The following is a 19,925-nucleotide window of genomic DNA, read 5'->3' as shown; positions in this document are numbered from 1 at the left end:
CGAATCATCAAGATTTCCGAACGAGGTCATTGCTCTGTAGCCCTGATTCCTTCGTTTAAGGTGCGTAACATCAGTTACATTAGTCTGAAGGATAAAGCCCCGGCAACTGATCGTTTTTAGAAACTTGCTTCAGATGCTGTTTTCTGAGCTTTTCACAGACACTTAATATCTCTGCGAAGGGCGCGTTGCTCTTGTCAGGCGAATACACGGCAGCATCCATCTGTTCGAACAAGGTCCGAAGTTTATCGGAATCCAGTCGGGTCAGGCAGCGTTCAACGGTAGACAGTTGTTGTTCATTGAACAGACTCTGGCACCAGACAGTGAAGGCCAGTTTTACTTCATTAATGTTGCCCTGCCGACAGCCTTCACCAAGGAGCCTGAAGGCATCCTTTTCTGGCGGGAGTAAGCCATCCTCTTTAACGGTGTCTGTGACTACGGGTATCTGCTGGCGTCTTGCCAGAAGCCATAGGGCTGTGCTGATCAGCCATAGCAGCGCAAACAGTCCTGTCAGTGAAGGCCAGAAGTACGCCTGTTTGGTTTCTGCTACGGGTTTTTCGATTACCTCGGCGGGCGGGCAATCGCAGTCAGCTGCTTTGGCTTCTCCGTTATTACTGTCAGCTACGGTAACCGCAGGCAGTGCCGGAATGCTGGCAGCATTTGTGGCAGGCAGTACCCGTATCGTTTTTGCAGGCAGCTCGGCGACTTTTTCCTGATTACTGGTTACGTCAAACCAACTGTAGCGCAGGGCAGGCAACGTCATTTCACCGGGTTGGGTGGGAATAATGGCCACTGCATCCATGCGCTTGCCGATAATGCCGTTCTCCGTTGGAGTGTCTTCCGTCTTGGACTGGTCAGGATAAAGGTTGGCGTGTTCCAGCCTTGGCTTGGGAATGACCGGCAGCTGCGCACTGGTCAGACCTTCGGCTTCAACAGTAATCGTGCGGGTAATGGCATCACCCACATGGACTTCATCCAGATTCTGACTCCATGATTCATTGAGTGACAGGTCTGAGGCGGGTAGCCAGGCCCGGCCGCTGTAACTGGCAGGCTGTGGCTGTACATTCAGCGTAATGGCAGCGGATCTCGCCACCACTGGTTTGCCACTGGACATGGAGAATATGCTGCCAAACGGATCATTGCGTTCAGCCATAGTGCCGTTAAAGGTCAGCTCCGGAATTTCCATCAGGCCAGCTTTCTGGGGGTGGATGGCAAATTTCAGCTCAAATACGCCGTAGCGTTTTCCGTCGATGATGGTTTCGTATTTACGGGTGTCGCCCAGCTGTTGAACAATGGCACCGTCGATATTCAGGGGACTCAAACGGCTATCGTCGTAGAGGTTGACCCGATAGAACACTCTCAGTGTGAGCACCACCTGCTGTTGTACATAGATGAACTCGTTATCCACTTCGGTGCGCATAAACACGGGGCTGACGTTGTTGCCTGAGGCTGAGGTGTCTTTCTGTACCTGAATTCGGATGGCATCTGAGGACAGGTTGCCGAGCTTCAACGCGGGAATCGTCAATCTTCCTTCGCGCTTGGGCGAAAGGGTGACGATCCAGTCCAGCCAAGACTCGGTTTGCCCATTGACGATACGAACCTGCCTGCTCTGGCGTGTTGTGACCACTTCAAAGTCCTGATTCAGGGCGGACAGGTCGGGTGTGCGGTCGGTGTCTTTATCCGTTCTCAGTGTTAGATCCAGTGTTTCATAGGGGGCAATAATGGTTCGGTCAACGGTTGCAGTGAACGTTGTAGCCAGTGCCGAATTGGCCAATACTATCAAAAGCAGAGCCGTCAGCCATTTTGCCGTCAACGATTGTACCGTTAATCTGATGGGGTGTTGAAACTGTGCCGACTTCACCATGCCCGCTCCTGTTGTCTGTTTTCCTGTCTGAGTTGTTGCTGGTGCAGAAATTTTCTTCTTAATAAGCCCCCGGGATCATCGGGGATGGTATTCAGCCAGTTTTCTACCGCCTGCTGGTCGGGAGTCTGGGCATCCAGTTCTTCAGCAGGTTGCTGTTCCGTCATGGCCTGCTGTTCTTTCTGCTCAGGGCTTTCTGACTCCGGCTTTTCCGGTTGCTGGCTGGCCTGATGCTGTTCCTGTTGTTTCTGTTCATCAGACTCAGCGCTCTCCTGCTGAGTACTTTGCTGCTGCTTTTGTTCCTGGGTTTGCTCTTGCTTTTGCTGCTGCTGTTCTGATTGCTGCCGGGATTTTTGGTCATCCTGATTTTGCTGAGCATTATCCTGTGACTGCTGTTGTTCGCCTTCCTGGCTTTGCTGGTCCTGGCTATTTTGTTCCTGCTGCTGATCCTTGCTGTTCTGGTTCTGCTGGTTTTGTTTTTCCTGTTGCTGTTTCAATTGTTCCAGTAATGCCTTGTTGAACTTGGCGTCATCCAGATCGGGTTGTTGTTTAAGCGCTTCATCATAAGCTGCAATAGCCTCATCCAATTTGCCAGCTTTGGCTAAGGCATTGCCCTGGTTGTAGTAACCTTGTGCGGTTTCAGATTGACTGAACAGATTGGCAGCTTCTTCAAACTGTTGATTCTGATAAAGCGCTTCTGCCTGCCATTTCGGGTTTCTAAATAGTTCTGCAGCAGACTCGGGATCATTATTATTGAGTGCCTCTGCACCTCTCTGGTCACTGTTTTTCCAGAGTGTGGACCAGTCAAAAGCCATTGCCTGCTCTTGTGGTAGTGCCGTACATAAAATAAACAGTGCCAGCAGCCAGCCTCGGCGAAAGCCAAGAAGGGCCAAAGGCAATAGCAGAATCACCAGCCAGTAACCGGCGTCATGCCACTGGTCGAACTGACGGTCAACTTTAATCACGGAGTCTGAAGAATCGGGTTTGGGCAGTAATGCCTGCAGGTCGCTGTTGTCCAACGATAAATCCCGGTACTGGCCGGAGACGTTTCGGGCAAGCTGCTGCAGTTCGGTTCTGTTGAGTCGCGGCACCAGAATACTGCCCTGACTATCTTTCAGGTAACCGCCTCCGGGAATAGCAATGGGCGCGCCCTGTTCTGAACCTATGCCAAGGATGGAGAGTTTATGACCTGACTGTTTGATTAATGATTCAATATCAGCGATCTGATGTCGGGGAATACTGTCTGTGATCAGCATAATGTCACCCCGTTCACTGGCACCCTGTGAGAGCAGTTTGATGGCCTGCTCGATACCGCTGAGAGGGTTTTGCCCCTGTTCCGGCATAATGTCGGGACTGAGCGCTGGTACCAGATTGGATAGAGTGTTGGTGTCGTCTGTCAGCGGTGAGACAGTATGAGCACCTCCGGCAAAGACGACGATGGCTGTCAGTCCATCTTGCCGCAGCCGGAACAGATCCAGCAGCTTATAGCGTAACCGTGTCATCCGGTCAGGTGACAGGTCGGCAGCGTATTGGTGATAAGACAGGTCAGCGACGACCACCAGAGGTTGTTGGCTTTTGCTGACCGGCGTGGTGATTTTCTGCCAGGTAGGGCCGGCCAGCGCGATACTGGCCAGAACCCACCCGGTTGCCAGCAGTGCAACTGGCCAGCGTTGCTGTTGCCGTGTTTCACCGTGTACCAGATGCTTCAGAAGCTCGGGAGCGATCACCTTGCTCCAGTTGCCGGATGCTTGCTGTTGTTGCCAGACCAGTGTCAGCAATAGTAGGCAGGGTATCAGCATCAACAGCCACATGGGGCGCAGAAAATGAAACTGAGAAATAAACTCGGTCATGCTCAGGCTCCTTCCTGCGTTTTATATTTAGCTAACCAGTCTGAAGAGCGCAGCGACGGGTGAACTAAAGCGGTGACAAAGCTCAGAACCAAAGCCAGTAATAACGGCCAGTAATACAGGGCAATACCCGGGCGAAAGTTTTCTTTATCCTGTAACACAGGTTCAAGTTCATCCAGTAAGCTGTAAATCTGTTCCAGTTCTTCTGTGTTTTTAGCCCGGAAGTAACGACCGCCGGTGAGATTCGCCATTTCTGTCAGTGTTTTTTCATCAAGGTCAGCAGAAGGGTTAACCCTGCGTGCTCCAAAGGATGTGCCAAAAATACCCGGCTGAATCATCTCTTCAGCGCCCATCCCGATGGAGTAGATTTTAATGCCTTCTTCTGCCGCCAGTCTGGCTGCCTGCAATGGCGTGATTTCACCGGCAGTATTAGCTCCGTCCGTCAGGAGAATCAGAACCCGGCTGTCTTGTGGGCGGTTACGGAGGTGTTTTACTGCAAGACCAAGAGCATCACCAATGGCCGTTTTGTTACCTGCCATACCGATAGCCGATTCGTCCATCAGGGTGCCCACTGTTTTCAAGTCAAACGTCAGTGGTGCCTGAAGGTAGGCCTGTGTACCAAACAGAATTAAACCTAAACGGTCGCCTGTTCGACGTTCAATAAAGTCGGTCAGAACGTGTTTGGTGACGACCAGCCGGTCAACGGCCACACCGTTCAATTCCATATCATTAATTTCCATACTGCCCGACAGGTCAACGGCGAGCATGACATCACGGCCTGTGCCCTGTAGCTGAATTGGCTCACCCAGCCAGACCGGACGAGCCGCCGCCAAGAGTAGCAGTAACCAGATAACGACGGGCAATATAAATGACAACTGTCGTCGAGAGTTCTGGTGAACCAGATTATTTCCGGCAATGCTGGTCAGGTGTCGATAAAAAGGCACTTGCAGCGCCGAGCCCCCGGACTGGCTGGCGGGTGTCATGAATCGATAAATCAGGTAAGGCAACGGGGTTATGACAAACACCCAGGGCCATTGCAGTTCAAGCATGGTGTTTTTTGATCCAGCTTAAGGTCATGGAGTGCAGGGCATCCACTTCCAACGATTGTTCTGTAGCGTGCTCTTTGTAGTAACGGCTGTCGCCCAATGCGACACCGACTCCCTGAAGAAACCCTTTGTTACCACTTTTGTCTGCCAGAAACTGTTGCCATTCTTTACCGTGCAGACGGGCAACCGGCTCGTCAGGGTAAGCCTGCAGTGCCGTTTGCTTTAACAAGCGATTGCAGGCATTAATGAATCGGCGTTGATCACCATGCTGCCGGAATTCAGCCAGAAGTTGCTTGCCTATTTTTGCTGCCTGACGGCGGTAACGGGTTTTACGAACGAACCTGAGGGTAAAGTAAACGACAGCAGCAATGACTATTATGATCAGCAGACCACCCAGCCACCAACCAATGGCCGGAGGCCACCAACTCACCGGGTCTGGCAGGTGATTCGGGCGAAGCTGGTCCAGAGGGTTTTGCATCTCCACAGGCTTAACCTCTCGTGCTCTTCCGGCTTCTGACCGAACCAAAATGCTCCGCCAGCTGTTGTGAGGTGTCCACGTCAGTTCGCAGCCCGATAAAAGGAATTTTCAGGCTGGAGAACTGTTCTTTCAGAAGACTGTTTTGCTGTTCGTACTGCTGACGATATTTCTGCCTGACTTTTCCTGCCTGTGTTTCAATAGTCTGGCGATGCACGCCGTTAGTAATGTCGTAACGACCGGGGCGGGGCAGTTCGGCTTCCATGGGGTCCGATATATGCACCGCCATCATTTCGCAGTGCCTGGACAGTCGGAAAAAGTGACGAAGGGTTTCTTCGTTGTGCGAGGCAAAGTCGCTGATCACAAAAATGTGTGTACCCGGGTGCGACACCCTGCGGGCATGACGTAACGCTTTAGCCAGATAGCCACCGTCGGCAGCGGTGATCGAAGCGGGAATCGATCTGGCGGTCAGTGACTGGTTTAATTCACTGGCCTGTTTCAACAGGTGCATCAACGTTTGCTTGGAACGTTTTGGACGAATTTCGCTCAGTTGCTCTTCATTGAAAATCACGCCGCCCACCCGGTCACCATGATTCAGCGTTGCCCATGCCAGCAGGCTGCAGGCTTCAGCGGCGGTGACGGATTTGAAATTAAGGCGACTGCCAAAGAACAGGCTGTGGCTCTGATCAAGCAAAATAAGAACCGGGCGTTCGCGCTCTTCCCGAAACACTTTGGTATGGGGTTTACTGCGTCTGGCCGTTACCCGCCAGTCGATGGAGCGAATATCATCACCGTGTTGATAGGCGCGTACTTCTTCAAAATCAACGCCACGCCCTTTAAAGGGAGAAGCGCCTGCGCCTGCCAGCAGGCTGCGTGAGCGGTTATGCTTGAACAGTGCCAGATCCCTGGCCTTCAAGCGTAATTCAACCAGCTCTTTCAGGTCCGAGTAGGCTCCACTCATTATGTGTTAGTACTCCTGTCTTGCGCTCGCAGTATCCGCTGTTGTTATGCCACCGGCACCAGATTTAACAGTTGATCAATAATCTGGTCGGCATCTTTACCTTCAGCTTCTGCTTCAAAGCTCAGTAGCAGACGGTGACGGAATACGTCGTGCACTACGGACTGAACATCGTCAGGGCTGACAAAGTCTCTGCCAGCCAGCCAGGCATGGGCGCGGGCGCAGCGGTCCAGAGCAATGGTGCCTCTTGGACTGGCACCGTAGTCGAGCCAGCCAGCAAGGCGCTCACCGTATAAAGAAGGATGGCGGGAAGCGTTGACCAGTTGCACGATATATTCTTCAACCACGGGTTCCATGTGCATATGCAGCACGCTCTGGCGAGCTTCCAGAACATTGCCCTGAGTGAGTTGCTGAGCCGGTTTGGCGGGTTGCTGGTGCATGGCTTCACCGCGAGCCAAACGTAGAATCTGCCGTTCTGCCGACACATTGGGGTATTCCACTTTTACATGCATCAGAAAACGGTCAAGCTGGGCTTCCGGCAAAGGGTAGGTACCTTCCTGTTCAATGGGATTCTGGGTCGCCATGACCATAAAAACCCTTGGCAGCGGGTAGGTTTTCCGACCGATACTGACCTGCCGCTCTCCCATTGCTTCGAGCAAGGCTGACTGCACCTTGGCAGGGGCCCGGTTGATTTCATCAGCCAGAACCAGATTGTGGAAGATGGGGCCGGGCTGGAAACGAAAACTGCCGTCTTCAGGGGTATAGATATCAGTGCCGGTGACATCGGCAGGCAGTAGATCCGGTGTGAACTGGATGCGGTGAAAGCTGGCTTCAAGTCCTTCTGCCAGTACTTTAATGGCTCGGGTTTTGGCCAGACCGGGAGCGCCTTCAACCAGCAGGTGTCCGTCAGCCAGCAGGGTAATCAACAGACGATTGACCAGATGCTCCTGACCGATAATACAGCTACATAAGTATTCTTTCAGTTCATTCAGAACGTTTTGTGCAGACATAAATTGTTCTGTCCCAGTTTATTAACCGTAAAGTTTTTCACCATCAGGGTGGTCAAAAAATTTATTTTGCTCATGGTCTTTTATACCAGCACTGTTCAATGGCACTGGTAATAGCCCATAAGAGTACAGGTGTTGTGCCGATAGTCATTGTGATCAGGGACGTCCCTGCCCGGCACAGGATTCAGTTAGCTGGCTGATAACCGCTGTTTACTTTTAAAGCCATTTTGCAATAAATGGTTCTGACAGACCAGCGGGTGTTTTTGACTGATAGCAAGTGGTTGAGAGGCTTGATCTATCAGGCGAAGCAGGCTGTCTTTTCCTATAGTTCAGTAATATAGGATCAGTGACCGCAATGGTCTAGTTAATCAGCCAGTGAAAAGCTGATGATGTCATAAAACTGACAACTCCCTTGCACAAAGCGGACACTCTGATCCCTCCCATTACCAAGATACCGCTTTTGCCCCCGGAGATGCCAGCATGGGTCAGCGAGATGCCCAGGAGCGTAAGGAAGCCCTGGATAAAATACTGGACGAGTTAGCCCCTCAGGTCCCCGAGGAACAATACGACACTCTCAGGCCTTTTGTTCATCAATATTATTCTATGGACAGCCGTCAGGATTTGATGGGGCAGAAGCGTCGTGATCTGCTGGGGTCCACCCTGTCTTTCTGGAAGTTTCTCCAGTTTCATGACCCGGGACAGCCTGAAATTGAAGTGCTAAACCCCGATTACCCCCATCATGGCTGGCATTCGACCCACACGGTTATTCGCATGATTCACAGGGATATGCCGTTTCTGGTGGATTCCCTGAGAATGAAGCTGAACGAGCATGGCGTGGTGATTCACCATCTCAGAAATACGGTTCTGCAGTCCCGACGTAATGAACAGCATCAAATGGTGTTTGATGAATCGATTGAAGCAACGGTCTGTAATGAAGCGATTATTTATGTAGAAATTGATCGTCAGGAAAAGGATGAAGAACTGGAAGTTCTTCGGGAACAGATTTATGCCATTATGCTGGATGTTTCCAGAGTGGTTGAGGATTACCAGCCTACCTGTGAGCGCATCAGGCAGCTGGCTGTCGGGTTAACGGGGGAACGTGCCGGAGAGGTTCGGGATTTCCTAGACTGGCTGCTGGATAATAAGTTTACTTTTCTGGGTTATGAAGAACTGAAGGTCATTGAGCAGTCTGGTAAAAAGCAGATCATTCGTCCTTCGGACTCTTTGTTAGGGCTATTGAAAACCAGCCATCAGGGCAGCATCAGTCAGCTTGACCTTGAGCCGGTGATTGAACATGATTTTTTTGAACAGACTGACGCACTGTCGTTTTCCAAAGCGGGTGTGCGCTCGACGGTTCACAGGCCAGCCTATCCCGATTTTATAACGGTGCGACAGTTTGCTGACGATGGTTCGGTGATTGGTGAAGCCAGAATTGTCGGTCTTTACACGTCGCCGGTCTACCGGCAGAGTCCTTTCCGGATTCCCTATATAGCCAGCAAAGTGACTGATATTTTTGAGCTGTCAGGGTTGGGTCGTAAAAGTCATCATGGCAAGGATCTTGAGCAGATTCTGGAAGTCTTTCCAAGGGACGAACTGTTCCAGACGCCCAAGACTGAACTGTTTGAAACCGTTATGGAAATCCTGCGCATTCAGGAGCGCAAGCAGATCAGACTGTTTATCCGGCAAGACCCTTATGGACCTTTCTGCTCGGCTCTGGTGTTTGTTCCCAGAGAAGTCTACAGCACGCAATTGCGCAAACGCATGGAAGCGATACTCTGCCATCGTCTTCAGTCGGTCGATTCTGAATTTACCACTTATTTTTCCGAGTCAGTATTGGCGCGGGTTCATTTCAATTTCAAGTTGCGCAAACGGGTTGAGTTCAGTCAGGAAGCGATTAATGATGAGCTCGTACTGGCGGCGAGTTCCTGGGAAGATGAAGTTCGCGCTTCTATTCTCGAATCCCACGGTGAAGTTAAAGGGAATCAGCTGATTACCCTTTACAGTAACGGTTTCTCGGCAGCGTATCGTGAAGCCTTTACGCCAGAAGCTGCGGCTGTGGATGTTGAACACTTTCAACAGATTGATAAAGACAACCCGTTATCCATGGGCTTTTATCGCGCACTCAACGACGGACCAGGCCGGATTCACTTCAAACTGTACCATTTTGTAGAACCGCTGCCGCTTGCGGACCAGATACCGATTATCGAGAATCTGGGACTGCGGGTGATTGGCGAGTATCCGTTTCTGATTCGCAAAAGCAACGATGATGTTATCTGGATTCACGATTTCCTGCTGAGTTTCCACGACAATGTCAGTACCAATATCCAGAAAGTGGATGGTATTTTCAGGGAATCGTTTGAGAAAATCTGGTTTGGCGAGGCGGAAAATGATCGCTTCAACCTGCTAGTCCTTGCTGCGGGCATGAGCTGGCGTCAGGTGGCGATGCTAAGGGCTTATGCCCGCTATATTAAACAGATCAGAATGGGGTTCAGCCAGACCTATATTGCTGAAACCCTGTGCAATAACATCGACATTACCCGTCAGCTGCTGGAACTGTTTGAAATTCGTTTTAATCCCGAACTGGCTCTGTCCCGCACCCAGCGTCTGGCTCGTCAACAACAGATTCAACAGTCCATTCTGGAAGCTCTGGATCAGGTCACGGTTCTCAGTGAAGACAAGATTATCCGCCGTTTTCAGACAGTGATTTCCGCCACTCTCAGAACAAACTTTTACCAGATGGATGCCGAGGGCGAACCCAAGTCGTATATTTCATTCAAAATCTCTCCCCGTGATATTACCGACATTCCCAAGCCTGTGCCGCTATACGAAATCTTTGTTTATTCTCCCAGAGTTGAAGGCGTGCACCTGCGTGGCGGAAAGGTCGCTCGCGGAGGATTGCGCTGGTCGGATCGGGTGGAGGATTACCGAACTGAAGTGCTGGGACTGGTGAAGGCTCAACAGGTGAAGAATGCCCTGATTGTACCTGTGGGCGCCAAAGGCGGCTTTGCGCCCAAACAGATGCCGGTCAACGCCAGCCGTGAAGAGATGATGGAAGAGGGGGTTGCCTGTTACCAGACGTTTATCCGGGCATTGCTGGATGTGACGGACAATCTGGTGGATAACGAAGTGGTACATCCAGAGTCAGTCGTGTATTACGACGATAATGACTCTTACCTTGTGGTAGCAGCGGACAAAGGAACAGCGACCTTTTCTGATATTGCCAACAGCATTGCGGCGGAATACAACTTCTGGCTGGGTGATGCTTTTGCTTCCGGTGGCAGTGCCGGCTATGACCATAAGAAAATGGGCATTACCGCCAAAGGTGCCTGGGTATCGGTGCAGCGTCATTTCCGTGAGCGGGGCATTAATGTTCAGCAGGATACGGTGTCGGTCATTGGTATTGGCGATATGGCAGGTGATGTGTTTGGTAACGGTCTGCTGTCGTCTGAAACCCTGCAGCTGGTGGCCGCGTTCAACCACATGCATATTTTTATTGATCCCGACCCGGATACTGCCCGCAGTTATCAGGAGCGGCAGCGACTGTTTAATCTGCCAAGATCCAGCTGGCAGGATTACGACAGTAAACTGATTTCTGAAGGCGGAGGTCTGTTTTCCCGGACGGCCAAGTCGATCATGATTTCCCAGCCCATGAAGGACCGGTTTGGCATTACTGCGAACCGGTTGACCCCCAATGAGTTGATACGCGCATTATTACGCGCTCCGGTTGATCTGATCTGGAACGGTGGCATCGGCACCTACGTCAAGGCGATCAGCGAAAGTCATGCCCAGGTGGGTGACAAAGCGAATGATCCATTGCGTATCAATGGCTGTGAACTGAGAGCCAAAGTCGTTGGTGAAGGCGGGAACCTTGGGCTGAGTCAGCTGGGACGTGTTGAATACGCGCTGCAGGGTGGTGCCATGAACACGGACTTTATTGATAATTCCGGTGGCGTTGACTGCTCTGACCATGAAGTGAATATTAAAATTCTACTGAATGACGTGGTGTCCAATGGTGATATGACCATGAAGCAGCGCAATCTGCTGCTGGAGTCCATGACAGACGATGTCGGACGACTGGTGTTGCTTAATAATTACCGGCAGACGCAGTCTATTACCCAGGCCGAATCCGAAGCCCGCTACCGGATGGATGAATACAAACGTTTCATTGACCATCTGGAAGGCGAAGGCCGACTGGATCGGCACATTGAGTTTTTACCCGACAATGAAGCGCTTGCAGAGCGCAGCGGAGCCGGACAAGGCTTGACCCGACCAGAATTGTCGTTACTGATTTCTTACAGCAAGGCTGAGCTGAAAGAAGCGCTGATGGCGTCTGATGTGATTAATGAAGACTATCTTTCCAAAGAGCTGTTTACAGCCTTCCCGGACGTGTTGGTTGAACAGTTTTCCGAGCAGATTAACCATCACCGGCTGCGTCAGGAAATTATCGCGACACAGATCGCCAACCATATGATTGATATGATGGGCATCACCTATGTTCATCGTGTTCGTCAGACCACCGGTGCCAATGCTCCGGAAATCGCCAGGGCGTTTCTGGTCAGCCGTGATGTGTTTGGTATTCAGGATTACTGGCGGCTGATTGAATCGCTGGATTATAAGCTGTCCAGCAGCCTGCAACAGCAGTTAATGGGATCTATGATTAAGCTGGTACGCCGAGCCAGTCGCTGGTTTATCCGGCTGAAGCGACAGGATCTGGTGGCAGCCGAAACCGTTGAACATTATGGTCCGGCGATTCAGGAGTTTGTGCATTCCTTTGTTGATTACCTTAGTGAGACCGAGCAGGAAAACCTTAGTGCCAAGGTTGAGCAGATGGTGGACAACCAGATTCCTGAAGATGTTGCCAAACTGGTGTGCGGGCAACGTTATCTGCTGAGTTCACTGCCGATCATTCAGGCGGCTGACCAGACGGGCAAACCGATTGAAAGTGTTGCCCGAATGTTTTTCGCTATTGGCGAACGGCTGGATCTGAACTGGTACAGCCAGGAACTGGGTAGTCTGGAAGTCACCAATCACTGGCAGTCACTGGCCCGAGACAGTATTCGCGATGAGCTGACCTGGCAGCAGCGGGCTTTGACGGTGGCTTTGTTGAGCGCACCTGACAGCGAGGATGAAATCAATCAACAACTGGATGCCTGGATGATGCACCACCATGCTCTGGTTGTGCGCTGGCAGAGTATGTTGTCCGAAATCCGCAATGCACCCGTATCGGAAATGGCCATGTTTACCGTCGCCAACCGTGAACTGATGGATCTTGCCCAGGCAACGATTCACACCGTTCAGCCTCATTAATCGTCCGATAAACATAGAGCGGAACGTCTTCAGTTCTGCTCTTTGATCGCAATAGTCGCCCTTTCTCCCTCTACGCTGATTTGCATCATGACAACGATGAATATAAATTCAGTGGCTTGCAGTTATACGTGTTTTTTGTTTTTTTAACACCATAGTGGTTTTTTTGTTGGTTACGTGCCGCTTGAACACTTTCCCTGAACACTGCAACAGAATAAATGCTGAATAAAAAAAGGATGTCGAGTTGCTTGAGCTTGTTGATTTGGGGTGCATAAGAGACGACCGGACTCTTTTTCAAAACCTTTCTGCCCGGCTGTCCCCCGGAGAGCTGTTGCAGATAGAAGGCGCGAATGGTTCAGGCAAAACAACACTGTTAAGGGTGCTGGCCGGTTTGTCCGGTGATTATCAGGGTCGCATTGTCTGGAAAGGCCAAACATTGTCCAGCATTTATGCTGACTTCCGTCTGTCTACTTTCTATTTTGGCCACAAGCCTGCGATAAAAGCCGGGCTGACACCCATTGAAAACATCCTATGGCGTGCAAGCCTTCGTAATGAATGCCCTTCAGAACAACAGGTAATAGAAGCTTTACAGCAAGTCAGTCTGCATGGCTATGAAGATACGCCTTGTGGTCAGCTGTCTGCCGGGCAGCACCGCCGTGTTGCTTTGGCGGATCTGTTTGCCTGCCAGTCATCACTGTGGATTCTTGATGAGCCTTTTACGGCGATTGACGTTGACGGGGTGGTCTGGCTGGAGAGCCTGCTGGCTCGTCACGTTGCAGAAGGCGGCATGGTGATTATCACCAGCCATCAGCGTTTATCTGACCTGTCTGGTGGCATTCGCCGAATCAGGCTGGATGACTATCTTCCCGAATACCCGAATGCTGAAGCGCTGGTCAGTGATGATACCGGGGAGGTGTTTCTGTGATGGCTTCCAGAGATACTTCCGAAAATTCATTACAGGGTCGGCAGGCATTTGTGGCACTGATCCGTCGGGATCTGGTGCTGGCGTTTCGTACGCCCGGTCAGACCCTGAATCCGGTGGCTTTCTATTTAATGGTGGCCAGTCTGTTTCCCATGGGTATTTCTCCGCAGAAAGAGTTGTTGTCACAGCTGGCGGGTGGCGTGGTCTGGATTGGTGCCCTGCTGGCGGTGCTGCTGTCGCTCGACAGCCTGTTCAAAGGGGATCAGGAGGATGGCTCTCTTGATCAGTTGTTGTTGTCACCTCATCCTTTGCCATTGCTGGTGCTGGCGAAAATAACGGCGCACTGGTTAACGACAGGCGTCGCTCTTATTCTCATGGCACCGCTATTGGCTTTAATGTTGCACATACCGGCTCAGGCATTTGCACCTTTAATGTTCAGTTTGCTGTTGGGAACACCCCTGATGAGCCTGGTGGGAGGTATTGGGGCGGCGCTGACTGTCAGAGTTCAGCGGGGAGGTGTGCTGTTAACGCTGTTGTCTCTGCCGTTGTATATACCGATTCTGATTTTTGGCACCGGAGCTGTGCAGAATGCTATCAATGAAATGCCTTACACAGGTCATCTGCTCTGGATGGGGGCGCTGCTGGTGTTCGGGTTGTGTCTGGCCCCGATAGCCATTGCAGGCGCCCTGAGAGTAGTAACGGATTAGTTTATCGCAAGGCCAAGACTGGTGTAACCCAGCAGTTTGTTGACCATTTCGCCGGATAATCCGCTGACTCTGGAGAACCAGCCCCGATAGCGTTCCATCTGGCTGTCCGATGTATCCTTGTACAGCTGTTTCTGGTTGAGGAGTTCAGCTCTTGCTGCATTGGCAACAGCCGGGTTCTTCATCGCGTCTTCGGTGATCTCGGTACCTTCTTCCAGCTGGGCTTCTGCGGCTTTGGTCAGGCTCGCTGTGAGCATCAGCTGCGCTCTTTCTTCATAGTGCTTCTGGGCTGAGGCTTCTGCCGTTTTCACCACCCGCTTCTGAGCCTTGTCTTCGGCTTTTTGCTCCTGCTTAGGAGTCAGCTTCAGCAGGTCAGTCACTTTGCCGCCCAGCATAATGCTGCGGTAGTGCTCGTTGAGTGTAGCCAGAATGGCTGCTTCGGTTTCACCCGGTGCTTTGGTACCACACTGCCTTTCGACAATGGCCAGCTGTTCTTCTTTCAGAGTTTGCAAGGTCAGGGCAAGGGCTCTGCGGTTGATGCGGTCACTTTCAATACCCGCTTTCATCAGCTCTGTTTTCAGGGCCTGAAACTGTTCTTCCGAACCGGCAACCTCGGCTGCGTTTTTAATGGCTGTGTCCAGAGTACTCAGAAGTTCTACCGAGTCCATGACCTGTTTTGCCAGTTCTTTTCGGGCACCTTCCGTTTCTTTAAGCTGGCTGGCAACGGCCTGAACATGGGTCAGGGCTTCAGCGGAATGCTTTTTGCTCCAGCGCTTCCAGTAGGTATTGTAAAGCTCTTTCATTTTTTCTTCCTGAATGCGCTGATAGTACAGGTCGCGATCCATCATTCTGGCAACCAGGCTTCTTGCTTCTTTCTTACACTCTTTTTTGACCTTTTTGATCAAGGGGTTGTCGGAGTTGAACATGGCCTGTTGGTAGTGCTGAATGCTGTTGTAAACCGAGCCGCCGATGGTCCGGATGCGGCTGACCAGCTGGAAGAATCCGTAGCTGAAGGTCAGTGCTGTCAGGGCTGCGCCCAATGCCGGGCTGCCCAGAATGGTGGCAAATCCTATGGCGTATACCGTGGCTCCCAGGGCAGCGGTCAGGGCGATAGCCGAGGTGGCAACTGCCAGTTCGATTCCAAACTGCTTCCAGGCACCTTCTTCTCCTTGGTGGATGCCTTTGATCGCTTTATACATGTTTTTGAACGGTGTCAGAATCGGTCCCAGAATCGTACGGGCGGCTGCGGTAGCCACACTGTCACCTTTACCAAAGTGACGCATACCGGTTGCAAGGACATCGTAAGGACTGGTTGCAGTCAGGAACGATGGTCCGTAGTTGACCACCTTGTCGAGCAGTTGAGCCTGTTCTCCGTCCAGACTGTTGAGACCGTTGCGTATGGCATGGGTGCCCGCATATTTTACAGCGGCGTTGCCGATGGTCAGCGCTGTTCCCAGGGCTGTACCAATGGCGGCACAGGCCGGTGCTGCGGCTCCAAAGGTTAGCAAACCGCCAACAATGCCGGCTGCCGTTCCGCAGAAGCCTGCAGCGTTGCCTGTCATAACATTCTTGACAAAGTTTGCGGCGGTGGTGGCGTGCATGGTGTAAGCCGCCATGTCGCAGAGCAGTTGGAACCGTTTGATGTTTTTTGCCAGATCCGAGTTTGGATCCACTGCTTCCATGACCGGTTCGTCACCGGCAAAGCAGGACGCTATCGAGTGAGCTCTTGCAGCATTCTGCAGCTGGGTCAGCAGCCCTACACTGTCTGGTCCCAGTAAGGATTGCAGTTGATCCATGATGAGTGAAACGTCGCCGAACAGCTGGCGGAATTGTGCCGGGTTGCGCTCGGCCACTTCCAGAGCCGAACTGATAATGTCCCGCGCTTCCTGCTCCAGTGCTTTGTAACTCTGTCCGGGCAGGTTCATAACCTGCAGGAAGCCGGCCTTGCCTGCCTGCCAGTCTTTCCAGAGCTTGCTGGTGGGCGCAGCGATACTGGCTGCCGCCTTTTCGAGAGACGCTCCATCCATACCGGCCACGTCGCTCAGTAACTGGCGGAATTCACTGCTGGCCGAGTAATTCAGTTTCTTCAGTACCTTTGCCTGCTCCAGATCGGCCAGAATCTGATGGAAAGGACGTTCATTGTCCCAGATGATTCGTTTCGCCAACCGGAAGGCACCTTGCATAAGGCTTCCGGCAGGATACACAGGAGTGAACTTCTGGCGACCGGCGTGAATGGCTTTGAACGTTTTAATGTCTGTGTCGTAGTTCCCTGTGGTCAGTACGACCAGATCGTCCTGATCCTTGAGCTTGGCGCGAATTTCGAATTCAGCCTGTTCCTGCTGCAACCGACGCGACTCGAAACGGGCTTTTTGTAATGCCATCAGGTTGGGATGCGTGCGGTCGGAATCAAAGGCAACCTCTGCTTTAAACAGTGCTTCCATGGTGTTGTAAAGCTGGGTTTCTGTATCACTGTTATTGCGAGTCAGCTTTTCCATCAGGCGTTGAACCGAAGGGACTTTCAGGGCAAACAGACGTTTGTCTACTGGCTTGTGCTTCTCGCTATCGATTAAACGATACAGCTCTTCGGCTCGGTCAAAGTTTTCCACTGCTGTTTCCAGCTTGGCCAGAGCTTCCAGCTCTTCGTCGCCGAGTACCTGCGCAGTTTTGTAGGTGGCCATCATTTCTTTAAACAGGTTACTGGTTTTAACCAGCTCGTGCAGCCCGGCCTTGTTCAGCATGGCGTAATCGGTATTGAAAATGACCTGTTGCAGCTGTTGCAGGTATACCTCGATCAGGACACTTTCCAGGGCTTTCTTCAGCTCTGCATTGGCAGGATCTTTCAGAAAGGTTGTCAGGTCCGCCCGGTTGGTCACCTTGCCCAGCTGCTGTAACTGGCTGGACAATGCTCTGACTTCAGCCCGTTCATCGTTAGTAAGAGCCTGACCGGTTTCTTTCATCTTCAGGCGCAACTCTCTGAGCCGGAAATCACACTGGCCCTTCAGGTAGCCATTGACGGCTTCAGGATCTGCCAGCAGCATGTAGTCTGTCAGATCTTCAGGAGAATGTACTTTGTCCGCTTTGCGGTGCTCGAGTTGTTCGAAACTTTGCTGCAGACGGTGAAAGGCTGAAGAAGCCTCTTCTCTGGCATCGGATTTTTGCAGGTCAGCCAGAACGTTGGCACGAAGGCTGGCAAACCAGGCTGAATTCTTGAAAGGTTTATACAGTGGTGTCTCTTTGTGGTGGTCAGGATCCAGAAACTTTGCATTCATCACCTGACAGAAAGACACCTTCTTATTGGCTTTTTCCAGTTTCACCAACAGGGCAAGCAGTTCTTCATACTGGCCTGCTGCCAGCAGTTGATCCATCAGGGCAAGTTGCTGATTAGCGTGTTCACGATTGGCAGAGCTCCACCAGGTAGCGGCATCCGCTTTAAGTTCCTGCAGACGGTGTTTCAGAAGTGCGGAGGCAAATGCAGGATGGTCTTCGGAAATCTGACCCAGAATGCCATAAGGATGCAGTATGGCTGTTTCCTCACGTTCCAGACCGTTATTGTCGTAGTGTGCCATCAGGGTATCGAGCTGCTCTTCAAGCCCCTCACGGGATTGAGAAATAACCCGGGCATTCAGGTTTTTGGGATTGGCCTGCGCCGTGTAAGTGAAGGGCTCTGCGTCGGAAAAAGGTCGCAGCTCCAGATCGTCAGCGGCTACTTTGGATATCCGGCCATCTGTTGAGGGGGGGGCTGGAACAAAACCTGTATCATCATAAGACCAACCACTGGCGGTGCGGGCTTTTTCTGCTTGAGCGGGTTTCAGATTCATCATGGCGGCCTCCTTGCATAGCCTTCTACGAGTGTCTGTATAAGGTCAGACAGGGCATTATTAAGGAGGTTCGTTAACTGGTCAGGCTGGCTGTCCGTGTTGTCAGTCGCAATAACAATGACAGCAGATAAAAGGTGAGCTTGTAGTTTTTATGACAGAATTGCATAAAAGAAGTTCCAAATCTGGTGTTTACATCAGAATTACGTATAATTCGACCGGTTTGTCTTGACACTTCTTCTTCGGGATTCTGCATGTATCAACTTGGCCGCAAATTACTGTTCTGTCTTTCTGCTGAAAATGCTCACGATATGGCGCTTGAGATGATTGCGGCTGGTCAGCGTCTTGGAATGACGGGTTTAATGGCTCCAAAGGTACCTTCCCGTCCACGTCAGGTGATGGGGCTGACCTTCGATAACCCGGTGGGTCTGGCTGCCGGCATGGACAAAGACGCTGACTGCATTGACGGTATGGGCGCTCTGGGCTTTGGTCATGTTGAGCTGGGCACCGTTACCCCTCGCCCTCAGCCGGGTAACCCGAAACCCCGTGCCTTCCGTATTCCGGAACGAAATGCTCTGGTTAACCGTATGGGTTTTAACAATAAGGGCGTGGATCATCTGGTTGAGAATGTACGAAAGTGCAATTACAAGGGTGTCATCGGCATTAACATTGGTAAAAACTTCGATACTCCGGTTGAAGACGCCAACAGTGATTACCAGATTTGCCTGCGTAAAGTGTATGCCCATGCCGGTTATGTTGCCGTGAACCTGTCTTCTCCAAACACGCCGGGTCTGCGTAAGCTGCAATACGGTGATGCCCTGAAAAGCCTGCTGGATATGCTGAAGCAAGAGCAGGCTGCACTGGCTGAACGTTATGGCCGCAAGGTGCCTATTGCCATCAAAATTGCTCCGGATATGACCGAAGAAGAGATTGCCGGCATTGCCCGGGAGTTGATGGCTTATGAGCTGGATGGTGTGATTGCTACCAACACAACATTGTCCCGTGATGCGGTGCTGGGTCTGCCGAATGCTCAGGAGCAGGGTGGTCTGAGTGGTGCACCGTTGAGTGATCGTTCTACAGAAGTGATTCAGCTGCTGTCTGATGAACTCTCTGGCAAGCTGCCGATTATCGGTGTAGGTGGCGTTATGGATGCCCGAACCGCAGCTGACAAGATTAAAGCCGGTGCCAGCCTTGTTCAGTTGTACTCTGGTTTTATCTACAAAGGCCCGGCTTTGATTCGTGAAGCGGCTGAAGCGGTGTATTCCTGCGATCGCTGAGCGTCTGAAACATACAGTGAAAGTATGGCTTTGAACAAGAAAGCCCCGGTTTTGCCGGGGCTTTCTTGTCCTGAAGGTCTGATTCTGAAGGGGTTATAATACCAATCGCAATAATTAGCTATTCTATTGCGCTGCCTTTTCAGCCGGTTATTCTGCGTTGGCATTCGTCGCCATAGCTAAGGCTATGGCTTCTCACGCCGCCTTGCCTAACCGGCTGAAAAGGCATGCTCATCACGAAGCTAATTATTTTGATTGGTATAAGTCAAAGATGGCTGGCGTCAGATAATCGGTGAACGCCTGAAACACCTATCATGCCATCCCAGTTGTCGATACGACCTTCCCGCCAGCCACTTAGCCAGGCCTGACGAAGTTGTGGTTCCACGTGTGGGCAGATATCCTTGGAGCGGCCAGACACGCCGGTTTGATATCCCTTGGTATAGGCTCTGTCTGATTTATCCCTTTTTTGTCTTTTCATCATGTGGTACTGCCTCTTGCTGGTACATTGGTTGACTGCCTCCATGGCATCCCTTACTGCTCCCCGGTCTACAGCATTCCGGCAGCTCCCCGAGTCAAAGCAACCCTGGAAGCTGATGAAAGCTTCGGGGGCATGTCTTGCAGGGAAAGTCTACGGGTCAATTTCTATCGAATATTAATCGAGCTGTCGAGAAATAAAATAGAATAAAAAATATATTTTAATAACTAATTTTCATTT

The 19,925-nt window shown here is 51.4% G+C and carries 12 protein-coding genes; 4 read left to right on the top strand and 8 right to left on the bottom strand.

Going from position 1 to position 19,925, the window contains the following annotated elements; translation table 11 throughout:
- Positions 1-79: 79 nt before the first annotated feature.
- From EZMO1_RS15295 to EZMO1_RS15270, 6 genes are read right to left on the bottom strand one after another with little or no spacing between them, the layout of a single operon-like run.
- Positions 80-1,861 carry a BatD family protein gene (locus tag EZMO1_RS15295; protein ID WP_051789229.1) on the bottom strand — a complete coding sequence of 594 codons (1,782 nt, stop codon included), beginning with the start codon at positions 1,859-1,861 and terminating at the stop codon, positions 80-82.
- The gene (locus EZMO1_RS15290; RefSeq protein ID WP_034872471.1) at positions 1,855-3,708 is read right to left on the bottom strand and encodes a tetratricopeptide repeat protein; all 1,854 of its coding nucleotides are present in this window, start codon (positions 3,706-3,708) and stop codon (positions 1,855-1,857) included. The genes EZMO1_RS15295 and EZMO1_RS15290 overlap by 7 nt, the downstream gene beginning before the upstream one ends.
- Positions 3,709-3,710: 2 nt before the next feature.
- Positions 3,711-4,754, bottom strand: coding sequence for a vWA domain-containing protein (locus tag EZMO1_RS15285; RefSeq protein WP_034872473.1), 1,044 nt, complete (start codon positions 4,752-4,754; stop codon positions 3,711-3,713).
- Positions 4,747-5,229, bottom strand: coding sequence for a DUF4381 domain-containing protein (locus EZMO1_RS15280; protein WP_051789230.1), 483 nt, complete (start codon positions 5,227-5,229; stop codon positions 4,747-4,749). Before EZMO1_RS15280 ends, EZMO1_RS15285 begins: the two co-directional genes overlap by 8 nt.
- Positions 5,230-5,239: 10 nt before the next feature.
- Complete coding sequence (locus tag EZMO1_RS15275; RefSeq protein WP_034872474.1) at positions 5,240-6,187, bottom strand: DUF58 domain-containing protein; 948 nt, start codon at positions 6,185-6,187, stop codon at positions 5,240-5,242.
- Positions 6,188-6,231: 44 nt separating this feature from the next.
- Positions 6,232-7,194 (bottom strand): AAA family ATPase, encoded by a 963-nt coding sequence (locus tag EZMO1_RS15270; protein WP_034872476.1) that lies wholly within the window; start codon positions 7,192-7,194, stop codon positions 6,232-6,234.
- Positions 7,195-7,671: 477 nt separating this feature from the next.
- On the opposite strand from EZMO1_RS15270, the gene EZMO1_RS15265 reads away from it, so the two are divergent.
- The 3 genes from EZMO1_RS15265 to ccmB all read left to right on the top strand — a co-directional run bounded on the left by EZMO1_RS15265 (position 7,672) and on the right by ccmB (position 14,124).
- Positions 7,672-12,498, top strand: coding sequence for an NAD-glutamate dehydrogenase (locus tag EZMO1_RS15265; protein ID WP_034872478.1), 4,827 nt, complete (start codon positions 7,672-7,674; stop codon positions 12,496-12,498).
- Positions 12,499-12,739: 241 nt separating this feature from the next.
- Complete coding sequence (gene ccmA, locus EZMO1_RS15260) at positions 12,740-13,420, top strand: cytochrome c biogenesis heme-transporting ATPase CcmA (protein WP_082211543.1); 681 nt, start codon at positions 12,740-12,742, stop codon at positions 13,418-13,420.
- Entirely contained in the window at positions 13,420-14,124 is a 705-nt protein-coding gene (gene ccmB / locus EZMO1_RS15255) for a heme exporter protein CcmB (protein ID WP_051789231.1), read from the top strand. The genes ccmA and ccmB overlap by 1 nt, the downstream gene beginning before the upstream one ends.
- Here the strand turns inward: ccmB and EZMO1_RS15250 are convergent.
- Positions 14,121-17,942 carry a hypothetical protein gene (locus EZMO1_RS15250; protein ID WP_034872480.1) on the bottom strand — a complete coding sequence of 1,274 codons (3,822 nt, stop codon included), beginning with the start codon at positions 17,940-17,942 and terminating at the stop codon, positions 14,121-14,123. The genes ccmB and EZMO1_RS15250 overlap by 4 nt on opposite strands.
- A gap of 248 nt (positions 17,943-18,190) precedes the next feature.
- Here EZMO1_RS15250 and EZMO1_RS15240 point away from each other — a divergent pair, with 248 nt between their 5' ends.
- Positions 18,191-19,213, top strand: coding sequence for a quinone-dependent dihydroorotate dehydrogenase (locus EZMO1_RS15240; protein WP_034872483.1), 1,023 nt, complete (start codon positions 18,191-18,193; stop codon positions 19,211-19,213).
- Positions 19,214-19,475: 262 nt separating this feature from the next.
- On the opposite strand, the gene rmf is transcribed toward EZMO1_RS15240, so the two are convergent.
- Positions 19,476-19,688, bottom strand: a complete 213-nt coding sequence (rmf, locus tag EZMO1_RS15235; RefSeq protein ID WP_034873408.1) for a ribosome modulation factor — start codon at positions 19,686-19,688, stop codon at positions 19,476-19,478.
- Positions 19,689-19,925: the final 237 nt, after the last annotated feature.

This window comes from Endozoicomonas montiporae CL-33 (genome assembly GCF_001583435.1).
Taxonomy (GTDB): Bacteria; Pseudomonadota; Gammaproteobacteria; order Pseudomonadales; family Endozoicomonadaceae; genus Endozoicomonas_A; species Endozoicomonas_A montiporae.
The sequence above is the reverse complement of the archived record's forward strand: the minus strand, read 5'-3'. Positions and strand labels throughout refer to the sequence as shown.